This is a genomic window from Chitinophaga pendula (assembly GCF_020386615.1).
In the GTDB taxonomy this organism is placed as follows: Bacteria; Bacteroidota; Bacteroidia; order Chitinophagales; family Chitinophagaceae; genus Chitinophaga; species Chitinophaga pendula.
This window is the reverse complement of the sequence record NZ_CP077769.1, coordinates 7,297,244-7,319,819: the sequence shown is the minus strand read 5'-3', so window position 1 is coordinate 7,319,819 and position 22,576 is coordinate 7,297,244. Positions and strand designations below refer to the sequence as shown.

Below are 22,576 nucleotides of genomic sequence, written 5' to 3'. Positions count from 1 at the left end.
AAATAGGCAGGCTTAATACGGTAGCATGAATTTCTTCGGCCAGCGGTGTTGATTTCTGGTCCAGTGCTGGTATTCTTCTATAAAGGAGTGGTTCAGTTGATATAGATTTTCGTAGTCTATCATGCGTTTTAGTATTTTGTAAAGATGTAATCTTCTCTGTCGAAGTATTCTGATGCCAGCACCAGGAGTACGGCATCTTCGGAGAAGGTGTGCATGGTATGCCAGTCGCGGGTTTCGAGTATCAGGCATTTTTCGGGATGATCCAGTATGAAGTCTTCTTCTTTTTCTCCATCGTGACTGGAGATGGTACAACTGCCGCTGATACAGATAGCAGCTTGTACGGTACGTTGGTGTCTATGGCCTCCCCGAAGGGATTTGTCAACGCTATAGATGTAGTACACTCTTTTAATGTCGAAGGGTAGTATTTTTTCTATTACGGTCAGGTTACCACGATCATCGACAAAGGTCTGCAGGTTAAGTAAATGCGCCATTGCAAGTGTTTGGGGTTATGGGCTTCTCAAATAAATGGCATCCGGGTCTTTTCATTAGTTTACGAGGGCTAAGGTTCGTCTAACAGATGGTCAACATGGCCAGCGGACCATGCAATCAGGGTACAGCATTTTTTTCTAATAAATTGAATGGCAGGCAAGTCCTGCTTCACTTACGCTCATAGCCATATTAATGGCACGTGTTATACTCGCTCACTACGCACAATAGTTTTCATTTTGTTGCGATTTTCACTTATGCTTTACTGTAATGTTGTACGAATTTTCTTTACAGAATGGGTTATCATTTTGTTTTGCCAGGTGGCATATAATATCAGTTTTCAAGGTACACTGACCCACCTGAAAAATGGCGGCACTCCTTCGCTTAGTATGGTTCAGTGCTGTTTTTTATCAAAGGAGTATCGGTATTCCGTATCCGGGTGCCCCCAGCAGTTCGTTGGGATTATGGCGTCTGGAATACGGCATTGATAACGCGGACAAGGCTATACGTTCATGACTATCTTTTCCCCTTTTACGGCGGTACTTTTTTTGCCCGTTCCTTTTTTCTTTCTGCCTAGCCAGATGATAGTACCGGTAACTGGTAGCGAAGCAGCAAATAATGCTACCAGCATCGCGAGTAATTTAGTCGGCCATCCATAGGCGCTGCCTGTGTGGACGGGGTAAAAAAGACGGCGTATTTTCATGCCGCGGGATTCGCTTTCGTAAGGTTTCACTTTCAATACCTGACCACTATACCGGTCGAAGTACATATTGCTGACGATATTATCAAGGCGGATATCGCGACGTTCGATAGATGCATTGACAGCCCCTTCTTTTTTGGCTGGAAGGGTGATCTGTACATCTCCCTGGAAGGGATATTGTCTTGTAATGTTTGTGAACACATGTTCCAGCAGTCCGGTCTGTTGTACGGCACCTGCTACCTTCCTGCTCTTAAATTCTTCTTTTTTCTGCGGCTTACCGTCTGCGAGTAAAAAGACCATTTTGTTTACCCAGGAAAAGCTCCATACAAGTCCCGTGAAGGCGATGGCCAGCAGAAAAATGAGTGCGTAAAATCCTCCAACGGCGTGAATATCCCAGTTCAGCCTTTTGGGAGCACCATTCCACTTAATGCGGAAACGTTGTTTGACAGCAGCTTTCACGCGCGGCCACCAGATAACCAGGCCGCTGATAAGCATGATAAGGAATATAAGACAATTGATCCCAGTGATAACCTTCCCCGTTTCCCCCATGAGCAGGTACCGATGCAGCTTGAGCACGATGGTAAAGAAGCGTTTTTCATAGTCAAAAACGCCCAGTACCTGACCGGTATATGGATTCAGCGCGATGACGGTACGGCCTTCCTGCTTGTCGCCGGTTAGAAACAATATGCTACGGTCAGCATCATGGAAGATCTGTACGCGTTGGATCGGAGCACCAGCTACCTGCCGGGTAGCAATTCCCTGCAGTTCATCCAGGCTTTTGCGATGAGGAGATATGGTGTCCACTACCAGCAGATGGCGGTTGAACAGAAGATCCAGTTCTTCTTCAAATGCCAGTATGCTCCCGGTCAATGCGACTATAAACACGACCAGGCCTGATGTCAGGCCCAGCCAAAGGTGTAATTTCCCCATGAATTGTCGTACCATACGATATGTTTTAGGCCATCCCTAAAAAGTATAGGTCGCAGTAGCCAGCCAGTTGCGGGGTGTACCCGGGAATAGCCGAAGATAGTCATATCCTCCCACCCAGTATACCTGATTGGTCAGGTTATTCAGGTTCACCTGGAAGGATACTTTATTAATCCGGTAGTAAATACCTGCATTGAGTATCTGGTATGCAGGCAGCTTTTGTACTTGGCTGATAGATACAAAACGTTCTGTCACGAAGTTACCACCGATACCAAAGCCGAGTCCTTTCAATGGGCCCTGAGGAAGTGTGTATTTAGTCCAGAAGCTACCCTGATGACGGGGAGCATTGGGTTTTTGTCTATCCAGCAAGGCTTGCTCGAGCTTACCGGCAGAAAGTATTTTAGCGTCATTGAATGCATAGGTCACGATCACATTCCAGTTCGGTTGTATTTGGCCCACGAGATCGAGTTCCACCCCTTTGGCTTCTTCATTACCGGTTATCCTGAGGTCGGGTTGGCCTGCCACCCCCGGATCATAAAGAGCGTTTTTCTGACGGATACGATATACCGACAGATTAGCCGTCAACCTGCCACCTAACCACTCTGTCTTCAACCCACCTTCTATCAGATCACTTTCAACCGGGCTGAATGGTCCGCCTGAGAGGGGATTAGATTGTACGGTAGGATCCTGGGGATTGTATCCTTGGGTGTATGTACCGTATATGTTGATATTGGGGGCCGCTGTAAATACAAGCCCTACTCTCGGGAGGAGTTTATACTGACGTACGTTCATCTCTTTATCGGTTTTGTAGTTTGTTTTATCGAGATAGGTTTCATACCGGATGCCTGCCAACAGCTGAAAAGCACCCAGCTTTATCTGGTCCTGCAGGTAAAAACCGGAGAGTGCACTGTATACAGGTTTGGTAGCACTGTTAGTGGCTGCGCCGAAGGTATATTTAGCAACGTCGAGTGCATCATTGTTAGGATGCAGGAGATCGAAAGAAGGAACGTTAGGTTTAGGGATACTGATGGTTTGTTTCCCATCAAAGTAATCGTAGAATACATAGTCTGCTGCCTTTTTAGGATCGTAGGCTTTTGAGCCACCCGCTTTCAGGAGATAACCACTAGCGGTGTTCTGAAAGGACCCCGGAGGAAGTATGCTCAGTATATAATCGGCGCCACCGAGCAGTTTATGTGCAGCGCGACCTGTTTTGAAATCATAGGTTAAGTAGGCGGTGATATTGTCAAGGTGCTGTTTTGTCTCCCGGATGAATACCTGTCTTTCTACCAGGTTAGGTATGGCCACTCCTTTTGCATCTTTCGCATAGGCGTTGGCACTACGATGTTCCTGGAGGCTCTGGGAGTATCCGGTACGCATATATCCTACATTCAATGCCAGCCTGGAGGTGAACTGGTGATTGACAGAGGTGAGGATGGTATATGTCTTTTCTTTCAGGTAGTCGTTTTTGGTATTCAACGCGGTTGATATCGGTGTAGCGTGAATATTGATGCTGTCGGTAGACTGCCCTCTATCGAGCCGGCTATCGGAGCTATTGTATACTACATCAAGATTTATGCGGGTCTTTTTACCGGGGAGGTAGGAGATAGACGGTGCGATGATAAGATTTTTGTCAAACTGTACATCACGGAAAGACCTGGAGTTCTCATAGCCTACGTTGAGGCGGTAGAGCAGGTTTTTCTTTTTATTGACAGGACCGGTGAGATCGGTAAGAAAACGATAGGTATCGAAACTACCTGCGCTTACGCTTACGGAGCGGCGAGCCTCTTCCAATGGCTTTTTGGTCACCCGGTTGATAGTGCCACCCGGAGAAGCATTTCCGAATAAAGCGGAAGCAGGTCCTTTGATCACCTCTACTCTTTCCAGGTAGTTTACAGCGGGTTGTTTCCAGAAGCCGGAGAAGGTACGCATACCGTTAACCAGCTGTGTGGTATTACCACCATTGATACGGAAACCGCGAATGGTCAGGTCATCGTAAAAGGTGAACTGGTTAACGCCGCTCATGTTTTTCACGACATCTCCCATTCGGTTAGCACCCTGGTCCTGCATTACTTCTTTGGTAACATAGGATACTGCTTGCGGTACATCTTTGAGTGCTGTCGCTGTTTTGGTAGCGATAAAGGAAGCGGTGTTTTTGTACCCTTTCTCTTTACGACCGGTGATCTCAATATGCTGTAATTCCTTCACGGCGCTGGCCAGCAGGAACTTAACAGTGGTAGTTCCGCTGACACGCACTTTCTGGCGGGCTGGTTCAAAACCGACCATAGAGGCTTGTATGACATATTCTCCATTGGCTAATCCGGTAATCTCAAATTGACCATCTCCCCCGGCGAGTACCCCCTTTTTCTGGCCGGCAATCGTGATGGTAGCAGATGGTATTGGCTGCCCTTCTGCATCATGAATGATTCCTTTAATGGTGCTTTGTTGTGCGAACAGTGTAGCTGTAATCAGCAGTAATAGAATGGTAAATGTAACTCTCATTGGTATTGACCCCCTTAATATAATAGGATGCAAAGCTACCAGTGAGTCAATCAGTCCATTTACGAGATCGGGAAATTGATTTACGCATTCGGGAAAGTCTTTGCTCCAAGGCCATTACAACGACGCTTTGTCAAGACAGTGTCACCAAAACAATTATTGCTGACAAATATTTTTATTTCTTTTTGTTTAGCAGCTCATTCGTTACGCCTGTCATTTTGTTATTTGTTATGCGAACCTTTTCACTATTTTCTGCCAGTACCAGCGTAGTTGCTTTTCCCGAAGCGGAGATATGGGAGACCTGGGCCGTATCTACCTGTTCGAGTCGAATGAGCGCTTCTACGCCTTGTGTTGTAGGCAGCTGCCACTTGTGGACGATAATATTCGTACCATCTTCGCAGACCAATGCGGGTCGCAGGTCGTTGGCTGCAAGGCGGAAGGTAATATCTTCCAGCCGCAGCCCTTTGACATGGCGGGCCCATATGCCATATGCCGGCACTAAAGGACCGAACGTCTTTACTTCCGGGTATTTATCGATGGCCTCCGGTACCTGCTGACGGGCATGTTCGGCCGTTCCGCCGCCAGCCAGGTCTATTTCAATGTGTTGCAGGGTAAGTCCGCTAATACGGTGCCCCGGGATACCTGTAATGAGGATACCGGAAGGCGGCATCAATTGCGCGTTAGCTGCAGCCTGGGCTTTTACATTTCGTACCACCACATTTTCGAAAGAGCCGACGGGCTGCTGTGTGTCACGCCCCTTACGGAATACATTGAGCCGCGCCCCCAGGCGGAACAGCATGGGCGTTTTTACATTGACCATCGTGATATCGCTGATCTCTACATCGCGGAGGTGTGCGCCATCTACAGTCAGGAGTTTAATACCTCCGTTATTGGTGTCGTAGATATAGCAGTCTGAAATGCGGATCTGTTCAAATGGCGCCATCGACTCGGTCCCCATTTTGATCGCTCCGTGGCCGCTTTTGAGGCGCATACCGTTGACGATAATATCCCGGCAAGCCATGGTGCTGGAGGTGGTCTTAAAACAAAGCGCATCGTCGCCGCTATCGATATCACAGTTGCTGATACGTACCTGCTGGCAGCCGTCGATGTCGATGCCATCATTGTGAGGTACACCATAGCTGCGTATCTGCACCTTTTCAATACGGACCTTTTTACATTGGAAATAGTGAGAGGTCCAGGCTGCCGCAAAGTGAAGAGAGACACCCGTTACTTCCACATGCTCGCAACGGACAATACGCAGCAGGAAAGGCCGCCGGCCCCAGCGTTCTGCTTCCGGGCGTGTATCTGTCAGTATATGCTGTGCCTTAAGTTGCGTTCCCTGTCCATCGATCGTACCCTGTCCGGTGATACGGATGTTTTGCTGATCTACTGCAACGATCAGTGCCCATCCTACATCTACGCCTAGTCCATCGGTAAATGGATCAAGATTTTCATAGTCTTCTATGTGGGTGCTGCCGAGGATGACGGCATCTTTTTCCAATTGCAGGGTAATGTTACTTTTGAGTGCGATAGTACCAGTCAGGTATCTTCCTGCGGGTACGATCACCTTGCCGCCACCGCCGTCCACACATGCCTGGATGGCATTGCGGATAGCGATCGTATTCAGCGTAGCGCCGTCGCCGATAGCGCCGTAATCTTTTATGTTCACATCATTTGCTGCTACCTGTATAGCGTAGCAACATCCTAAGAGAAGGAAGCAGAGCCATTTCATTTTCATATGTGGATATTGTCTGTCGGTGGTCAATCGTTATAACCAGGCGAGTTACGCACTTGCAGGCCGGTAACCTCTTTTTTGCTGATCAGGGGTACGCCTGCCTGCCTGGGCGAATGGAAGCCGTCCAGGGTAACACCCTGCGCATCCCAGATGACCAGCGGAGGTCTGAAGTCGGGCGCCTCATAGTCTACCTGGATATTCCGGAAAGTAAGATCCTTGACATGACGGACTAACCAAGCTGCCGCCGGACGTGTTTTCAGCGCATTGGGAGAATAATTGTGCGTATAGGGAGGGATGGCAGCTGCATCTTCTTTTGTACCGCCACCTGCATAGGTGATCTTAATATTTTCGAATGTGAGATTGTCCACTGTAAAGCCAGGCATGCCAGAGATGGTAGCCGTACTTACCGGGCCGTGATGGGGGCCGGCCCTATGCTCGGAGATCGTCACATTTTCGATCTTCACATTCCTGATCTTGCCGGTCTTCACACCTGGCTCGCCGGTACGCAGACGATCCGTAATAAGGATATAAATAGGGTTGGCTGCATTCGTGATAACAATATCTTTATAATGCACATCTTCGATGATACCGCTGTCGTTGCAGGTAATGCCCAGCCCTGCTTTCATGCCCAGTGCAATACGCACACTCCATACACGGATGTTCCTGAAATCACCGGCCGTCTCAGAACCAAACTGTATACCGTTACAACCACTTTCGAAATAACAATCCCATATATAAAAGTTCTCACTCAGGATACGACGTCCCAGTACATAATCACTTTTTATACCGATGGTATCGTCACCACAACCGGTGAAGTTACAGCCGAACACATGAACATTGCGACACCCCATGAAATCAACGGCATCACGGGATTTTTTTATCACAATATGGTCCAGGGTAATGTTCTCACAATCGTTGAGCAGGTATACAAAGTGACCGCCGGTATCGTGGGTCACCTCTTTGAACTGCAGATTCTTTCCTCTTACGATTACGATGACCTTGTCCCCGATATCACGGCCTTTAGGATCTCCGGTAATGATAGGCCCACCGGTGACTTTCCCGCCAATGATGGCAAAGTTTTCAATGTCCTCTCCCCACATCAGCGCATTATGAAAATGACTATGGCCGTAGTCCTGATATTCTTCATAAGGCACATGCGACTCGGGCGCATCATACCCACTGTCTGCCCCATATATCTCTGCCTTCGCGTCGAGCAGGAACCTCACATTGCTTTTCAGGTGTATAGAGGCTGCAATATAACGCCCGGCAGGAAAGCGGATAGAGCCGCCGCCGGCTGCATTACATTTCTCAATAGCCAGGTTAATGGCTTTGGTATCGTTGGTAACACTATCCCCTTTGGCGCCAAAGTCTTTGACATTGAACTCTTTACTGGAAAATACCGGTAATTTGATCGGTGGGGCCTGGAAGGGGTGCTCAGAACGGACACCCGAAACTTTTCCTATAAATGGCTGTGCAGCAGTATTCATGGCGATACAAGATAGGATACCTAACAGTAATACGGCAGATCTTTTCATAACATGTTGTTTTTCATAACTAAAGTGATGGAGTAGTGGTATAGTTATTATAAATTGCAATCGATAGCAATACTAGTGATTTAAGTTTATTTTCTATAGCGTACGGAGGCGAAAAAATTAATGTTATCTTACCAATTACCAATATAATTCCACCTTATGAATCGTTATAAGTTATTCAAGCAATTACATCAGCAGCCAGAACCCCTTATAATCGGCAATGTATGGAATGTATCCAGTGCACGGTTATTCGAAAGAAATGCCTTTAAAGCTATTGCTACCTCCAGCTGGGCGCTGGCAGCCTCGCTGGGATATGCAGACGGAGAAGAAATGCCCTTCGCAGAACTGCTGTACATGGTAGAACGTATCAGCAAATCTGTGATGTTACCCCTGTCGGTGGATATTGAAGCTGGTTTTAGCAGGGATGCCGATGTAGTGGCAGATCACCTGACCCAATTATATAAGTTAGGTGTAGTGGGTGTTAACCTGGAAGATTCAGTAGTAGCAGCTGAACGGCAGCTGCAGCCGGTACAGGCATTTGCGGAGAAGTTGGCACATATACGGCGCCGGCTGAACGAACGCAATGTACAGCTGTTTATCAATGCACGCACAGATGCATTCCTGATGCAGGTAGCCAATCCCCTGCAGGAGACATTGGAACGCGTAGCCGCCTATCAGGCAGCAGGTGCCGATGGCATCTTCGTTCCCTGCGTAACACAGGAACAGGATATTACTACCCTGGTTAAAGCCACTCCCCTCCCGATACATGTAATGAGCGTACCCGGGTTGCCAGCCTTTAAAGAGCTGACCCGGCTCGGTGTGAAACGTATCAGTATGGGTTCAGCTTTTTACAAACTGGTAGAAAAGCAGGCAGAACATGCGCTTATCCACCTGCAACAGGAACAATCGGTTAATTCCTTATTTCAATAATAGCGCTTACAGCGGCAGCACTTTGAAATCTTCAAAAACAGCCTCGAAGGGAAGTGCTCCGGGTGCTGCCGCTACCACACCTATCTGCACCGGTACCTCCGGCGGGAAGTACGCCAATCTTAACATCACATATGTTTCCCCGTCGAAGGAGTAAGAGATCTGTACATAATCCCCTTTACGTAATAACTTCAGCCAGATAGCCGCCGGATTGTCCTTACAAGGCGCTACGGACCAGTCAGATACTTCCCGGGTCACGACCGCGCTCACCTGCTGCACATCATCTACATATTCGATACCGGTTTTGATCCAGTTATGTTCATCCAATCGGATCATCAACCCTGCCTGGTGATACAGCTCCACATAGGCACCGCTCACTTTTACTGATGCTTCAAATTCGGGACCTGCCTCTACAAAGAAAAAGGGGCCGGAGTCGCGGATGAAATCATAGTGTGTCACACGCCAGTAGTCCGTATGCGGATCTACCGTGATCTTCAGCTGTTGATGATCTCCTGACCAGGAAGAAGGTTCATTATACCATTTCATGTTGTATATATTTCTATTCTGATGATTTTACTCTTGATGCCAATAAGGTGGTACCCAATCCGAGTACCGCGATGAGTGCAAATGACCAGCGCAGATCAGTTGCTTCCGCGATAAATCCTATAAGCGGAGGCCCTATGAGGAAGCCCAGGAAGCCGACAGTAGATACCGCTGCAATAGCCACACCAGGTGGCAGCGTTTTGGATTTGCCTGCCAGCGCAAGTACTAACGGCACAATGGAGGATACACCGATGCCCACCAACAGAAAGCCCAGTGTTGCCGTGATGATATGTGGTAACAATATGGCGAGCAGTAATCCGCAAGTGCTGATAATACCGCTGCACTGCAACACCCGTTTGATACCGAAACGGGTGACCATACTGTCAGATACAAAACGGCCACCGGCCATCGTGCCCATGAAAGCAATATAACCCAGCGTCGTATACGCTTCCGGCACGGCTACCACCTTCTGAAAATATATCCCACTCCAGTCAAACATAGTACCTTCTGTAACCAGGCTGGCGAAGGCGATGATACCCAACTTGAGAATGTGGCTATCCGGCTTGGCAAAAAGTGGTTGCGAATCGGAAGGCGCATCTTCGGGGAGGAGGTTTTTCCATGATAACGTTACTAATAGCCAGCACAATACGCCGATGAGCAGGAAATGTATCCATACCGGCCATTCCAGGCCAATAGCCAGGGTACCGATCGCAACACCGGCGAAGCCGGCTAGGCTCCAGAGTCCATGGAAAGATGCCATAATGGAACGCTTATACAACCCTTCAATACCTACTGCCTGCGTGTTCATAGCAATCTCGAATACATTATTAAGAAAACCGAACAGGAACAATACGATCACCAATTGCCACACCTGCGTAGCAAGTCCTATCATACACAGCATGAATGGAAATAATAACCCGGCAGCGATCAATACTTTCCGGCTGCCTACCTTTGTCACCATCCATCCGGATATCGGCAAGCTGATCATCAGACCCACCGGTAGCGAAAAAAGGATACTACCTAATTCAGCATTATTAAATCCGAATTGCGCTTTGATATCATGAATACGACAAGCCCAACTGGAGTACGTTAACCCGGCTATAAAGAAGAAAATGCAGGTAGCTATTCTATAGGATCGTTTCATATCGATGGTCAGAGAGAACATATATCGGCTATTTGGGCTATTACAACTATTTACTTGGGTATGAATACCTTTCCCCACTGCTATTCCTTCCGTGCGGGAATAACAGCGGGGAAGAGGAAAGTGTCAGGTTATCAGCTCGTAGCCAGCAGGCCGATGTGCTGATATAGTTCATCGTAGTCGGCAATCTTGATGATATCGGTCAGATGCGCCAGTTTTTTATTGGCAATACCGATGAATCCGATTCCCAATTGCCGGGTTGCCTGGTAATCCCAGTTGCCATCGCCCACATAAATGATACCTGCGGGTGTCATCTGCTGCTGGTGATGTTCGTCCATTTTGCGAATGGTATGTCCGATAATATCACGGCGGGCCATCGCATCCTGGGCAAAAGAAGCGGCCGTACATCCATCAATATTGATGCCGGCACTGCGCAACTTAAACGTCGCAGATTCCCGCCATCCGCCGGTCGCCAGCCCGATACTCAGATCCTCCTGTTGACAGAGCACATCCAGTATCTTGCCGGCCTTATTGATCTCCCGGAAATGTTGCTGATCCTTCGCATGCGCTTCTTCCAACAAGTTACAAAAATGACTGATAAACTTATCCCGCTCTTCGGTGGTATAAGAACGGCCTTCCCTTTCGCGGAAAAGCTGGTCTATGATCCCTGAGTCGGTGGTATTCTCATAGTGACCATAGTTGGTTTCGAAGCTACGGAAGCCGAAGATATCTTCTATAGCCTGGGTGAAGCAACGATCATCGATCTCCGTGGTATCGGTGAGCGTGCCGTCTATATCGAATATGATGTATTTCATAATGACAATGTTAATGGTTAATTAATCCGGATAACAGATTTCAGACTGGAGATATTATTCGTACGCTGACGGGTATGCAGGTCACAACCCAAGTCTTTCAGAGCATGATTGAACTCGTGCAGGCCATACTCTTTGGTGATGATCTTCTCCAGGTGCAAACGGCCACTGTTGATCAGGTCTACCGCATGTTTGAAGGTATCCTGCGAATCGATAGACCCGATGATGGAAATGCTACGGTCTGCGATCTCACGGGGGTTAATGGTCTGCGCACCATTACGCAATCCCATCAGGTTGATCTTACCTCCATCAGCAATTGCCTGCATCGACTTCTCCAGGAGACCGCCCGTAGTATCGACGATCAGGTCGAACTGGTTTTTCTGTGGTACGAAGTCCGGCAATACTTTCCAACCGGGGGCAAGCACATTATTCTCCTCTATCAGTTTGATGCGGTGAGGAGAGGCTTCATACACCTCCCCTTCGCTAATACCGTGCTGCTGTAATGCCAGGTAGAACAGCAAGCCGATAGGGCCACCGCCCAATATTGCTGTACGCATAAAGGGCGTAACAGCCAGCTTTTTAACGGCAGTCAACACACAACTAAGCGGCTCCGACATGGCGCCTTGTTCGAAGGGAATGTTATCGTGCAACGGATATATGAATCGTTTGGTCGTCTTAAAATAACGGGTAAAGGTACCGTCTATAGATACACCAGCCTCGGTCGTCGCCTTATGCAGGCAATGGTTACGCAGTCCCTTGCGGCAGTGCTCACAATAACCACAATAATAGGTAGGGTCTATGATCACACGATCACCTACCTGGCAGGTCTCCACATCACTGCCCTTTGCTACCACCACACCGGCAGATTCATGACCGATGATCACCTGCGGCCGTGCATTATACTCTCCGGAGATAATACTCAGATCCGTACCACAGATACCGGTAGCCTTGATCTCTACGATCACCTCATCCGGCTGGGTGATCGCCGGTTCTTCCTTTTCCTCCAGTTTAATATCCCACGCACTGTTATATACGATTGCTTTCATAATGCTATGCTGTTTTAAAGTTTGGCAAATAGTTTATCCAGGCGGCTGTATATCTCTTCAATGTCGTCGAGCGTTGCCGTAAGCGCCGGCCTTACCTTTACGACATTACCGAATCCATACCGGGAACCTCTCAATATCATCTTATGATCATCAAGGGCAATATCGATGATACGGTTCGTGAGCGGCACATCAGGAGCACCGTCCTTATCGATGATCTCCAGCCCCCACATATATCCGATACCTCTTACATCACCGATGATATGTCCGTAATGCTCTTTTAGCTTGTTCAGCAGCTCTCCCAGCACCTTTCCGTTGTTACGTACATTCTCCAGGAAACCTTCTCTGGATACTACTTCCATGGTCTTCTGCGTAGCAGTCAGCGACAGCAGGTTACCACCGGAAGTATAAGAGTGTTCAAACTTCTCCAGCACATTGAGTTCGGAACGATAGAGGATAGCCGCGGCTGGTATACCGATACCACCAAGACCTTTCGCGAGTGTGATAATATCCGGCTGGATATCATAATGTTCGCTGGCAAACATATAGCCGGTACGACCGATCCCGGTCTGTACTTCATCGGCGATCAGCACCAGGTCCAGCTCTTCACAGATCTTTTTGATCCTTTGGAAGTAGCCTTCCGGTGGAACGATATTCCCGCCGTTGCCCAAGATAGGTTCCAGGATAATACAGGATACGTTACCGGAGCTGCCATACTGTACATAGTCATAGATCGCTTCTGTACACATAAATCCACAATCAGGTACTCCTTTGGCAGAGAATGGGCATCGATAGCAGTAAGGCGCGGGTACAATGGCGTTGTTCGTTGATAACGTGTTGGCAAATGATTTACGGCGGAAGGCATTACCTGATATGTTAGTCGCGAACAAGGTCTGTCCGTGATGCGACATAGCAAGGCTGATGACTTCATTTTTACCGTTGTACTTGTTGGCAATTTTCACCGCACCTTCGTTAGCTGTAGAGCCGATAATATCGCGCATCCAGCCGTCGTTGATGTGTGCAGGGGCATGTTCGAGGATACCGTCCAGTACGGATTGCGCCAGGTCCGCAGTAAATGAGGACGACACGTGGATGAGGTCTTCCACTTGGGTTTTGAGGGCATCTACCAGCTCGGGGTGACTATATCCCAAAGCAATGTTGAATGTTCCGGAAACGGCATCGATGTATTCCTCATCTTGAGCAGTGTAGAGGCGAATACCTTTCCCTTTGGTGAAGTGAACGTTAGTGGACATGAGTGTGTGTTTTTGCGTACATGAATTATGAGTTGTGGAATTCTGAGCAAATGGCTATAAGTGTTGTAATGATAGCCGCGTAACGGCAATAGCATTCCATCCACGAAAGCTGTGGGTTTCACAATGATCGGGCTTACAATAATTTTATTTAATACACTGAGCTTACATCCATGACGCTTGTCACGGGCTGGTTTTTCGTTTGTTGGCAAGGGCAACTGTTCCTTGCTGTTATTATGTGATTAAAAAAATGATGAAGCTGGCATAACCGGGCCTGGCATGTTAGTACAGGCTTTTAAGGTATTGCAATCGGCTCCACAAGATAGTGTTGAATTCGGGTCATACAATCCATTTTGCCACGTAGTGGATTAACGGCATGGCTAACAGGCAAGCAAATTAGAAATCGATTCTGAATTTTTTATTTTTTTTGTTTTCCAAAAATAAGCTACATTATTTCGCAACACAATGCCTGTGTAAAACTATTCTTACCTTCGCTCCGTTATGAACCACTCAGCGCATCGGTACTTTGCCATACACAAGCCCTACGATATGGTATCCCAATTTGTAAGCTCAGTAAATGTTCCGCTGCTGGGAGAATTAGACTTCGACTTCCCCGAAGGCACACATGCCATAGGACGCCTCGACATCAATTCAGAAGGCTTGCTGCTGTTGACAACCAACAAAAAAGTAACGCAACTACTGTTTCAAGGTAATGTACCACACGACAGAACTTACCTCGTTATGGTAAAAGATATCGTAAGCACGGAAAGCCTGGAACACTTACGCAATGGTGTACGTATCCGCATCAAAGGCGGTAGCTATTACACCACCCCACCTTGCAAGGTAATGATCGCACAAGCCCCCCATACACTATGGCCACTACCTATCCCACACAGGACCGATATCCCGCATACCTGGCTGCTCATCACCTTAACAGAAGGCAAGTTCCACCAGGTACGTAAAATGGTAGCTGCCGTCAAACACAAATGCCAACGGCTGATACGCATATCCATAGAAGATCTCCAACTGGGCGACCTGCCTCCCGGCGGCGTAAGGGAAATGGATGAAGCAACCTTCTTCCAACAACTGAGGATCACAGATTATTAATGCCTATCACCTTGTACCGCCAGGCAGCACAAGGTGATACAGCTACGATACAGGTTGTCATACGAGCGGTGTTATCATACGATGGTTAACAACATGCATAAAAAGTGTCAGCCAGACAGTATTACCAGCCACCGGATTCACCAATGATGTCCGGTGTTTATCCACCAGGTGTAAAGCAACTAACATATAAGGCCGCAGCATCTGATCAGCCGTATAGAAAATATGCAGGTCGTTACCGGCATAACTTTTTTCCAGCTGCTGCAACTCCCCTATTGGTATCGTCATCCCACTCGCACCGTCTTTGAACTTCCACTGCTTTAACACTGCGCCCTTTTCATCCCTCACCGTAATACTCCGGTTAGTACCCGTTCTGGGCTCATGACAATGGCGATAGTGAATAATGAGCTGATCCTGCGGACTCGCATTATGCAGCTGCAGCTGATCGAACTGCAAGGGCTGATTGACATACTGTTGCAGGATCATTTTCTTGTTGATGTAGATCTCATAACTATCCAGCCCCGCACGGGCTGAAAAAGACATCAGGGTAATGCATACCGTGAATATGACGGTACAAGCAGTCAGTAAATGTTTGAATGGCTGTAGCATAAGACAAGATTTTTGGGTAAATAATTAATACAAGAAGATCATTTACCACAAAGCAACAGCAAGGCAGAAGCTCCGCATAATTTATCTGACGATCTGCATCCGGCACTTGATAAGGTGCATAACAGGACGTATGGGACAGGCGCTATTACTCCCACCCGGGTAGGACCCTGCAAATTCATGGGCTTTTTAGTACCTTCAGGCATTTACTTATAATAAGTAGCGCTACATACACATGTGCCAAGGATTCCACCTCATCAACCAAAGTTCATATACCGCTGGCCGGCGAATACCGGCTGCTATCAGTTTCCTGTTGTTACTGCTGCTCACCCATACCGCTGCTTATGGCCAACCGGCTGCTACAGCTGATCTCGGTAAGATTGCCACTACCATCCAGCTGATCCCCCGGTTCGACATCCAGAAACAACAGCGTATAGACCAGCTCAAACATCAGCTGGCACAACTGCCCGGCAGCGACTACCGCGCACAGTATGACGGGTGCGCTGCCTTGTATGAAGAATACAAAGTCTTTAAATATGACTCTGCCTATCACTATGCCCGGCGACTACAGGAAAGTGCCGGCATGCTGCAGGCACCAGACCGTATCATGATGGCTAAGATCAAGTTGTGCTTTACCTTGCTGTCCTCCGGTATGTACAAAGAAACCTACGATTCACTGTCTAACATTCAGGCTATACTGCTGGCCGATAGCGTACGGGCAGAATACTATACCTTGATGGGACGGTATTATTACGACCTGGGCGATTTTGACAATGATAAATACCACACACCTTATTATAATAACCTCGCCAGACGGTACCTCGACTCTGCCTTATCCCTGCTGCCCGCCAGTTCCTATGAACATGCCTACTTCAGCGGGCTAAAGGAACTGAAGGCAGGCAACAAACCTACCGCACTGGTCATCCTCAAAGCACTACTGGAACGTAAAGACCTGACCGCACATCAGATAGCAGTAGCCACCTCCACCCTCAGCGACCTCTATATACAACAACGGGATAACGATAAAGCCATCCGCTTACTGACAACAGCAGTGATCGCCGACATACAATCATCCACAAAAGAAACCTCCGCAGCATTCATCCTGGCCAGCCTGCTCTATAAAAAAGGAGATGTTAAAAACGCCTCCCTTTGTATCAACCAGGCCATCGCCGACGCCGTATTCTATGGCGCCCGCCAACGCAAAGTACAGGTAAGCGCCATCCTCCCGCTCATAGAAGCACAAAAACTGAGTATCGTAGAAAGCCAGAAAAGGAACCTGATCTTTTATGCCATCACCGTCACCTTCCTGCTACTACTGATCATCGTATCCGTAGTCGTGATCCTGCGACAGGTCAAAAAACTAAAAGCAGCACAGGTACTTATTACCACCGCTCACAATAACGAATTGAGGATCAATACCCAATTAGCAGAAGCGAACGAACGCCTGCAGGACGCCAACAAGATCAAAGAAAAATATATCGGCTATTTCTTCAACTTCAACTCCGAGTTCTATGACAAAATGGACAAACTCAAAAAAGCCATGGAACAAAAGATCGCCGACCGCAAACTGGACGAATTGAAAACCCTGGTCACCCGTATCAACCTCCGGAAAGAAAAAGAAGAACTGCTACGGAACTTTGACCAGGCATTCCTGAAACTGTTCCCCAATTTTGTAACAGTATTTAATACACTTTTTAAAGAAGAGGATCAACAGCAACTAAAAGAAGGCGAACTGCTGAACGTAGACCTTCGCATCTTTGCCCTCATCCGGATGGGGATACATGAAAATGAAAAGATCGCCCACATTATGCAGTACTCCGTCAACACCATTAATACCTATAAAACTAAAATCAAGAATAAATCCATCGTCCCCAACGAAGAATTCGAAAAGCGGGTCATGGAAATCAAAGCTGTCTAGTCAGGAATAATTACCGCCACTTATCTCATTTATAAAGGCTGCTCTTACCCGCAGCCTTTATCGTTTCCTTAATTCACGTCCACCTTTCCTGTATCATTCGTATATCATTCGTATACCGATGGCATAGCGCCCGCCTTCCTCCAGCCCCATTTTCTCACCCGTTTTTCAGGCATTTTACGGCTCCAAAACCATTATATATAATATTATATAATATATTAACAACTAATTAATTAACAACACCTTAGCACTCTTACTACCGCTATATTAACCGCTATTTCTTATATTTTACCAATATAATTTGCCCACCGCTGTACTGCTTTTTTTCTTTGGGTTAAATAAACTGATACAAGGAATTCCGGCTTTCACATTCCCGGCCATCAACCAAAAACTGATCGCTCATTTTCAGCGACCGTACCTGACGTCTAGTTCCACAACATTATCCCTGATCAATATAAATACTTGTCTAGTATGTACAAAAAAAGCACACTCTCCACGTTCTTATTATGCCTATTCATCCTGATTTCCATACATAAAGCCAGGGCACAGGAACGGGTCATTACAGGCACGGTCACAGACGAGACCGGGGTATTATTACCCGGGGCCTCCGTAACCGTCAAAGGCAGCAAGACGGGTACGAGCACAGGCACCAATGGCCGCTTCAGCCTGTCGGTACCCGCCGGAGCAACAGACCTGTCGATCTCCTTTGTCGGATTCGAGACCCAGGAATTAAATATCCGCAACAAAAAGGAGGTAGCCGTACAACTCCACCCGCAGCAGACGGGGTTGAACGCAGTAGTAGTGGTAGGTTATGGCACCCAGAAACGTAAGGATGTAACGGGAGCGGTAGCCTCTGTAAGGGGGGAAGAGATCAAAAGCCTGCCCGTCACCAACGCAGCAGAGGCATTGCAAGGGCGTATGGCCGGGGTGGAAGTGATCAAAAGTTCCGGCGCACCGGATGCACCCGCCAGCATTATCATCCGTGGGGTATCCTCCCTGAATAATGCCGCCCCCTTATATATCGTAGATGGCGTTCGCCAGTCGGGCGACAATATCAACGTACAGGATATCGCCACCTTCGACGTACTGAAAGATGCCAGCGCCGCCTCCATCTACGGCTCGGCCGCTGCCGGCGGGGTGATCATCATCACCACCAAACGAGGACAGAGCAGTCAGCCCACCGTCAACTTCTCAGCCCGCTACGGCGTTACCAAACCACTCACGCTATCCTTATTAAAACGGGATGACTTCGTACGGATGCGCCGCCTGCTCGACCCTACCTTTCTCTCCAATATCAAAGCAGATACCCTGCCTGATACCGACTGGGTAAAAGAACTGTTCCGCAATTCAACAGAACAGAACTATAACCTGTCCGTATCCGGCTCCACCCCCAATTCTAACTACCTGGTATCCGCCTTTTATAATGGACAGGATGGTATCTACCTGGACAACTCCTCCTATCTGTCCGGCGCCCGCGTCAACTCAGAATTCAAAATAGGCTCCCGCTTCAAGGTAGGCGAGCAGATCTATGTATGGAGCCGCAATACCGCACCGGCCATCGTCACACCGATCAATCCGCCCTTCCGCTCTATTCCTATCATGTCCATATACGACAGCCGCGATCCTAAAAGCCCCTGGGGTAAGTCGCCCGTAGGTTTCGGTGGCCCCAACCTGGTAGGGCAGATCCGGACCGCCAATGCACAAAATATCAAGTTCAACCTTCAGGCCAATGCATTTGCAGAAGTAAAACTACCGTTGCACCTGACATTCCGGACCACCTTCGGCTATACCTATTACAACGAAAACCAGCAATACTTCCAGGATGCCTACAACTTCGGCTCCGTATCCACTGCCATCAACCAGCTACAGAAGTTTAACATTAACACGCCTACGATCCTTTCCAACTATACATTGTCCTTCGACCATACAATCGGCAAACATACCATTGGCGCACTCGCCGGTTACGAACAGATCGCTACCCGGTACAATGCACAGTATGCCACACAAACATCAGTAGGAGGTCGCTCCTGGAGTTTCATCCAGACATCGGCATCGCAACAAACCGTATCAGGGGCTTTCGATCCCAACGGCCTGATCAAGTCAGCCTTCGGACGGATCAACTATAACTATGGCAGCAAGTACTACCTATCCGGCGCGATACGCCGCGATGGTAACTTCACCGTATTCGGCCCAGGCAACCAATATGGTGTATTCCCCTCCGCCTCCGCCGGCTGGCGCATCAGCGAAGAACCCTTCTTCCGCCAGGCACTACCCATGTTCAGCCAGCTGAAATTAAGAGGAAGCTATGGCGTACTGGGTAACAGTAACATCCCCACGTACCTGTTCCAGCCTACCTACGAAGTGCTCAATGCACAGAACTTCACCCCTGGCGGATCACCGTATGTAGGAACAGGCCAGGCATACATCCCCAACCCGAACATCCAATGGGAAAGCGTATACGAAGCCAATATTGGTTTGGATGCCGAGTTGCTCGACAGTAAACTCACCTTCACCGCCGAATGGTATAACAAAACGACCAAAGACATGCTGTACGGATTGCCCATCCCCGGCAGCACCGGTATCACCACCCCATTTTACACCAACATCGGTTCGGTGCGTAACCAGGGCCTGGAACTCTCTGTAGGCTATCATGATAAGGCCGGCGACTTTAGCTACAGCCTAAACCTCAACGGTGCTTTTAATAAGAACAAAGTGTTGAACCTGGATAATATAAATAACAATCCTATCCTGGATGGTAACAACAACTACGGCAACCCTTCTTTTGGTATCATGGTCAATCAACCTATTACCATCACCAAAGCAGGTCTGCCCTTCGGCCAGTTCTACGGATATAAAGTAGAAGGTATCTACCAAAGCCAGGCGGAGATCGACAAACATCCACAGCAACCTGGCTACAAAGCCAGACCGGGCGACCTGATCTTCGCAGACGTCAATGGCGATGGTATCATCAATGACCAGGACCGCACCGTATTGGGTAATCCCAATCCGAAGTTCGTATATGGCGCCGCCATCAACCTGAGCTGGAAAGGCTTCGACCTCGCCCTGCTCTTTAATGGCGTAGCCGGTGTAGACCTCTTCAATGGTGTGAAGGCTTATGCCTCCTATCCCTTTGCCGATGGCAATACCACCTCCAAAGTATTCGGTGCGTCCTTCTTCGGCAGCAACCAGGTTACCAACCAACCAAGAATCGACAACAACGATCCTAATGGCAACTATTCCAAGTCGAACAGTTATTTCGTAGAGAAAGGCGATTACCTCAAACTCAAAAACCTGCAGTTAGGTTATACCTTCTCTGACACCTGGCTCAGAAAGATCAGCATGAAGAAAGCCCGCATCTATGTGATGGGCAACAACCTGTTCACCATCACTAAATATTCCGGTATTGATCCTGAACTGGCCGGTGGGGTTACGACCCGTGGTATCGATGCCGTATGGCAATATCCACATGCCCGTATCTACACTGCCGGTATTGATCTTACTTTTTAATTCCACTATCTACCAGAAACTGATCTTATGCGTAAACATATTATAACCTTTTCTTTATTTATCACTGCTGCATTTGCGGGTTGCCGTAAAGACCCCAAGCAGGTACTCCGTACAGATGTGTACAGCAGTGCCGATTATCCCTCTACCTTACCCAATCTCTTCAGCACGCTGGTCCCCGCTTATTCCAACCTGCGTTCCGAAGACCTGTTAGGCTTCCAGCTACTATGTAAGACCTTCGCCGGTTCAGAACACGTAGCAGAACTGACCTACGGCGGCGACCTCTCCTGGACAGAGATCACGGTCAATAACATGAGCACTTCCAACAGCTACGCCAACCAGCTATGGGTAGGTCTGTACAGGGGTATCAAAAACGTAAACCTCTTCCTCGACCGCGCAGAATTCTACAAAAAGAACTATGCCTCCCCTGATGAGCTGAAACAGGTAGAACGCATGACCGGTGAGGCCTATTTCCTACGCGCACTCTACTACTTCTACCTGGAGAGCTTCTTTGGTGAAAGCTACCTGAGCACCGCTGGCGGTGGCGACAAGATGGGGGTACCTATCATTACTAAACTCCCCGACGGATTAGGCGCTATGCAGGTAAAACGTAACACCGTAAAAGAAGTATGGGACTTCATCATCAAAGATCTCCAACAATCCGCCACCTTGCTCAAAGGTGTACAGTGGAGCGCAGGCGATAAAGGACGCGTCACCGAGTGGGCGCCCAAAGCCTTATTGGGAAAGGTGTATGTATTCACCCAGGATTGGGCCAATGCAAAGACCACCTTACAGGACGTGATCAACAACAGCGGAAAGTCGCTGATGCCCTTCGTCAAATATGCCGCAGCATTCAATGGCATCGATGCCAACGAATTCAATGAAGAATCCTTGTTCGAGATCAACGTGGACCGTAACTCCAACGGTGGCTACGGCATCTTCGATTTCAGGATCAACCTCACCACCAGCCAGGGTCTCATATGGTCGCCCTGTATACTGGGAGATAATGGCACAGAGCAGGATGGCAAAGGCCTCGGCTATTGCAATGAATTCTTCAACGATAAAAATCTGCAACGATTCGGATTCAACCTGCCTATCTATACGCTGAAAGACAATCCAGCCTTTGATCAGAGCAAACCCGAAACCTGGCAGAATCCCAAACAGGTACTGGACCCGGCATACCGGCAACAGTCACAGGCCGTACGTACCAACAAGACCGCCGATCCGCGCTTATTCATCTCCGCCCTGCAGCCCTGGCTGGATAGTGGCAGCAACGATGGTGTCAACTGGCGTCCCATCTGTAAGTTCATCGCGCTCAACGCAGCGCAGAAGCCCATCTACCACGGATGGAGCCTGAAGAAATTCGTGACCTATGACAACTCCATCTTCAACCGGCAAGCGGCAGCAGATGCAGCCAACTACTACCTGCTACGCTTGGCAGATATCTACCTGCTATACGCAGAAGCAGCCGTCAATACCGGCGACAACGCTACCGCACTGGCATATATTAACAAAGTAAAACGCCGCGCTTACGACTACCCCGTAGATGTACCTTCGCCGGTAGATTATAAAACACTGTCGGATAAGACTAACGCCAGCGATCCCGTACTGGCTAATAATCCGCTGCGCTATGAACGTTGGGCAGAATTGTTCGGAGAAGGACATTGGTGGTTCGATGTATGCCGCTGGCGTATAGGCAGTCAGGAAGCTACTTATTATGCTAATTCCCTGGCAGGCGGACCGATCAAATGGCTGGACAGCAAATCCTATATCTGGCCCATACCGGTCAATGAGATCAATACAAACACACAAATGCGACAAAACCCGGGATATTAACGCCAGCTTCCATAAAGAC

16 protein-coding genes are annotated in these 22,576 nt (G+C 48.3%); 5 read left to right on the top strand and 11 right to left on the bottom strand.

Annotated elements, in window-relative coordinates:
• Window positions 1-128 precede the first annotated feature (128 nt).
• The 5 genes from KTO58_RS27625 to KTO58_RS27605 all read right to left on the bottom strand — a co-directional run bounded on the left by KTO58_RS27625 (window position 129) and on the right by KTO58_RS27605 (window position 7,879).
• Window positions 129-491, bottom strand: coding sequence for a sugar 3,4-ketoisomerase (locus KTO58_RS27625; protein WP_095836306.1), 363 nt, complete (start codon window positions 489-491; stop codon window positions 129-131).
• Between the two features lie 497 nt (window positions 492-988).
• Window positions 989-2,131 (bottom strand): PepSY-associated TM helix domain-containing protein, encoded by a 1,143-nt coding sequence (locus KTO58_RS27620; protein WP_095836307.1) that lies wholly within the window; start codon window positions 2,129-2,131, stop codon window positions 989-991.
• Between the two features lie 21 nt (window positions 2,132-2,152).
• Window positions 2,153-4,612 (bottom strand): TonB-dependent receptor, encoded by a 2,460-nt coding sequence (locus tag KTO58_RS27615; protein ID WP_095836308.1) that lies wholly within the window; start codon window positions 4,610-4,612, stop codon window positions 2,153-2,155.
• A 172-nt stretch (window positions 4,613-4,784) separates the two neighbouring features.
• Window positions 4,785-6,347 (bottom strand): glycoside hydrolase family 28 protein, encoded by a 1,563-nt coding sequence (locus KTO58_RS27610; RefSeq protein ID WP_095836309.1) that lies wholly within the window; start codon window positions 6,345-6,347, stop codon window positions 4,785-4,787.
• A 23-nt stretch (window positions 6,348-6,370) separates the two neighbouring features.
• Entirely contained in the window at window positions 6,371-7,879 is a 1,509-nt protein-coding gene (locus tag KTO58_RS27605; RefSeq protein ID WP_095836310.1) for a glycoside hydrolase family 28 protein, read from the bottom strand.
• A gap of 156 nt (window positions 7,880-8,035) precedes the next feature.
• Between KTO58_RS27605 and KTO58_RS27600 the strand changes: the two genes are divergently transcribed.
• On the top strand, window positions 8,036-8,806 hold the full coding sequence (locus tag KTO58_RS27600) for an isocitrate lyase/PEP mutase family protein (protein ID WP_095836311.1): 771 nt from the start codon (window positions 8,036-8,038) through the stop codon (window positions 8,804-8,806).
• Window positions 8,807-8,812: 6 nt separating this feature from the next.
• Here the strand turns inward: KTO58_RS27600 and KTO58_RS27595 are convergent, their stop codons facing one another.
• The 5 genes from KTO58_RS27595 to KTO58_RS27575 form a co-directional block, all read right to left on the bottom strand.
• Window positions 8,813-9,349, bottom strand: coding sequence for a DUF1349 domain-containing protein (locus tag KTO58_RS27595; protein WP_095836312.1), 537 nt, complete (start codon window positions 9,347-9,349; stop codon window positions 8,813-8,815).
• A 13-nt stretch (window positions 9,350-9,362) separates the two neighbouring features.
• A complete protein-coding gene (locus tag KTO58_RS27590; protein ID WP_095836313.1) occupies window positions 9,363-10,511 on the bottom strand; it encodes an MFS transporter in 1,149 nt (382 codons plus the stop codon).
• A gap of 110 nt (window positions 10,512-10,621) precedes the next feature.
• Entirely contained in the window at window positions 10,622-11,302 is a 681-nt protein-coding gene (locus KTO58_RS27585) for an HAD family hydrolase (protein ID WP_095836314.1), read from the bottom strand.
• A gap of 17 nt (window positions 11,303-11,319) precedes the next feature.
• The gene (locus tag KTO58_RS27580) at window positions 11,320-12,345 is read right to left on the bottom strand and encodes a zinc-dependent alcohol dehydrogenase (RefSeq protein WP_095836315.1); all 1,026 of its coding nucleotides are present in this window, start codon (window positions 12,343-12,345) and stop codon (window positions 11,320-11,322) included.
• A 14-nt stretch (window positions 12,346-12,359) separates the two neighbouring features.
• The gene (locus tag KTO58_RS27575) at window positions 12,360-13,595 is read right to left on the bottom strand and encodes an aspartate aminotransferase family protein (RefSeq protein WP_095836316.1); all 1,236 of its coding nucleotides are present in this window, start codon (window positions 13,593-13,595) and stop codon (window positions 12,360-12,362) included.
• A gap of 498 nt (window positions 13,596-14,093) precedes the next feature.
• Between KTO58_RS27575 and KTO58_RS27570 the strand changes: the two genes are divergently transcribed.
• Window positions 14,094-14,699 carry a pseudouridine synthase gene (locus KTO58_RS27570; protein ID WP_095836317.1) on the top strand — a complete coding sequence of 202 codons (606 nt, stop codon included), beginning with the start codon at window positions 14,094-14,096 and terminating at the stop codon, window positions 14,697-14,699.
• A gap of 57 nt (window positions 14,700-14,756) precedes the next feature.
• Here KTO58_RS27570 and KTO58_RS27565 read toward each other — a convergent pair whose 3' ends face one another.
• Complete coding sequence (locus KTO58_RS27565) at window positions 14,757-15,305, bottom strand: hypothetical protein (protein ID WP_095836318.1); 549 nt, start codon at window positions 15,303-15,305, stop codon at window positions 14,757-14,759.
• A 232-nt stretch (window positions 15,306-15,537) separates the two neighbouring features.
• Here KTO58_RS27565 and susR point away from each other — a divergent pair, with 232 nt between their 5' ends.
• The 3 genes from susR to KTO58_RS27550 all read left to right on the top strand — a co-directional run bounded on the left by susR (window position 15,538) and on the right by KTO58_RS27550 (window position 22,557).
• Window positions 15,538-17,220, top strand: a complete 1,683-nt coding sequence (gene susR, locus KTO58_RS27560; protein ID WP_198315089.1) for a SusR family glycan utilization regulator — start codon at window positions 15,538-15,540, stop codon at window positions 17,218-17,220.
• A gap of 468 nt (window positions 17,221-17,688) precedes the next feature.
• Window positions 17,689-20,724, top strand: a complete 3,036-nt coding sequence (locus KTO58_RS27555; protein ID WP_095836319.1) for a SusC/RagA family TonB-linked outer membrane protein — start codon at window positions 17,689-17,691, stop codon at window positions 20,722-20,724.
• Between the two features lie 27 nt (window positions 20,725-20,751).
• Window positions 20,752-22,557, top strand: a complete 1,806-nt coding sequence (locus KTO58_RS27550) for a RagB/SusD family nutrient uptake outer membrane protein (protein WP_225859947.1) — start codon at window positions 20,752-20,754, stop codon at window positions 22,555-22,557.
• Window positions 22,558-22,576 lie beyond the last annotated feature (19 nt).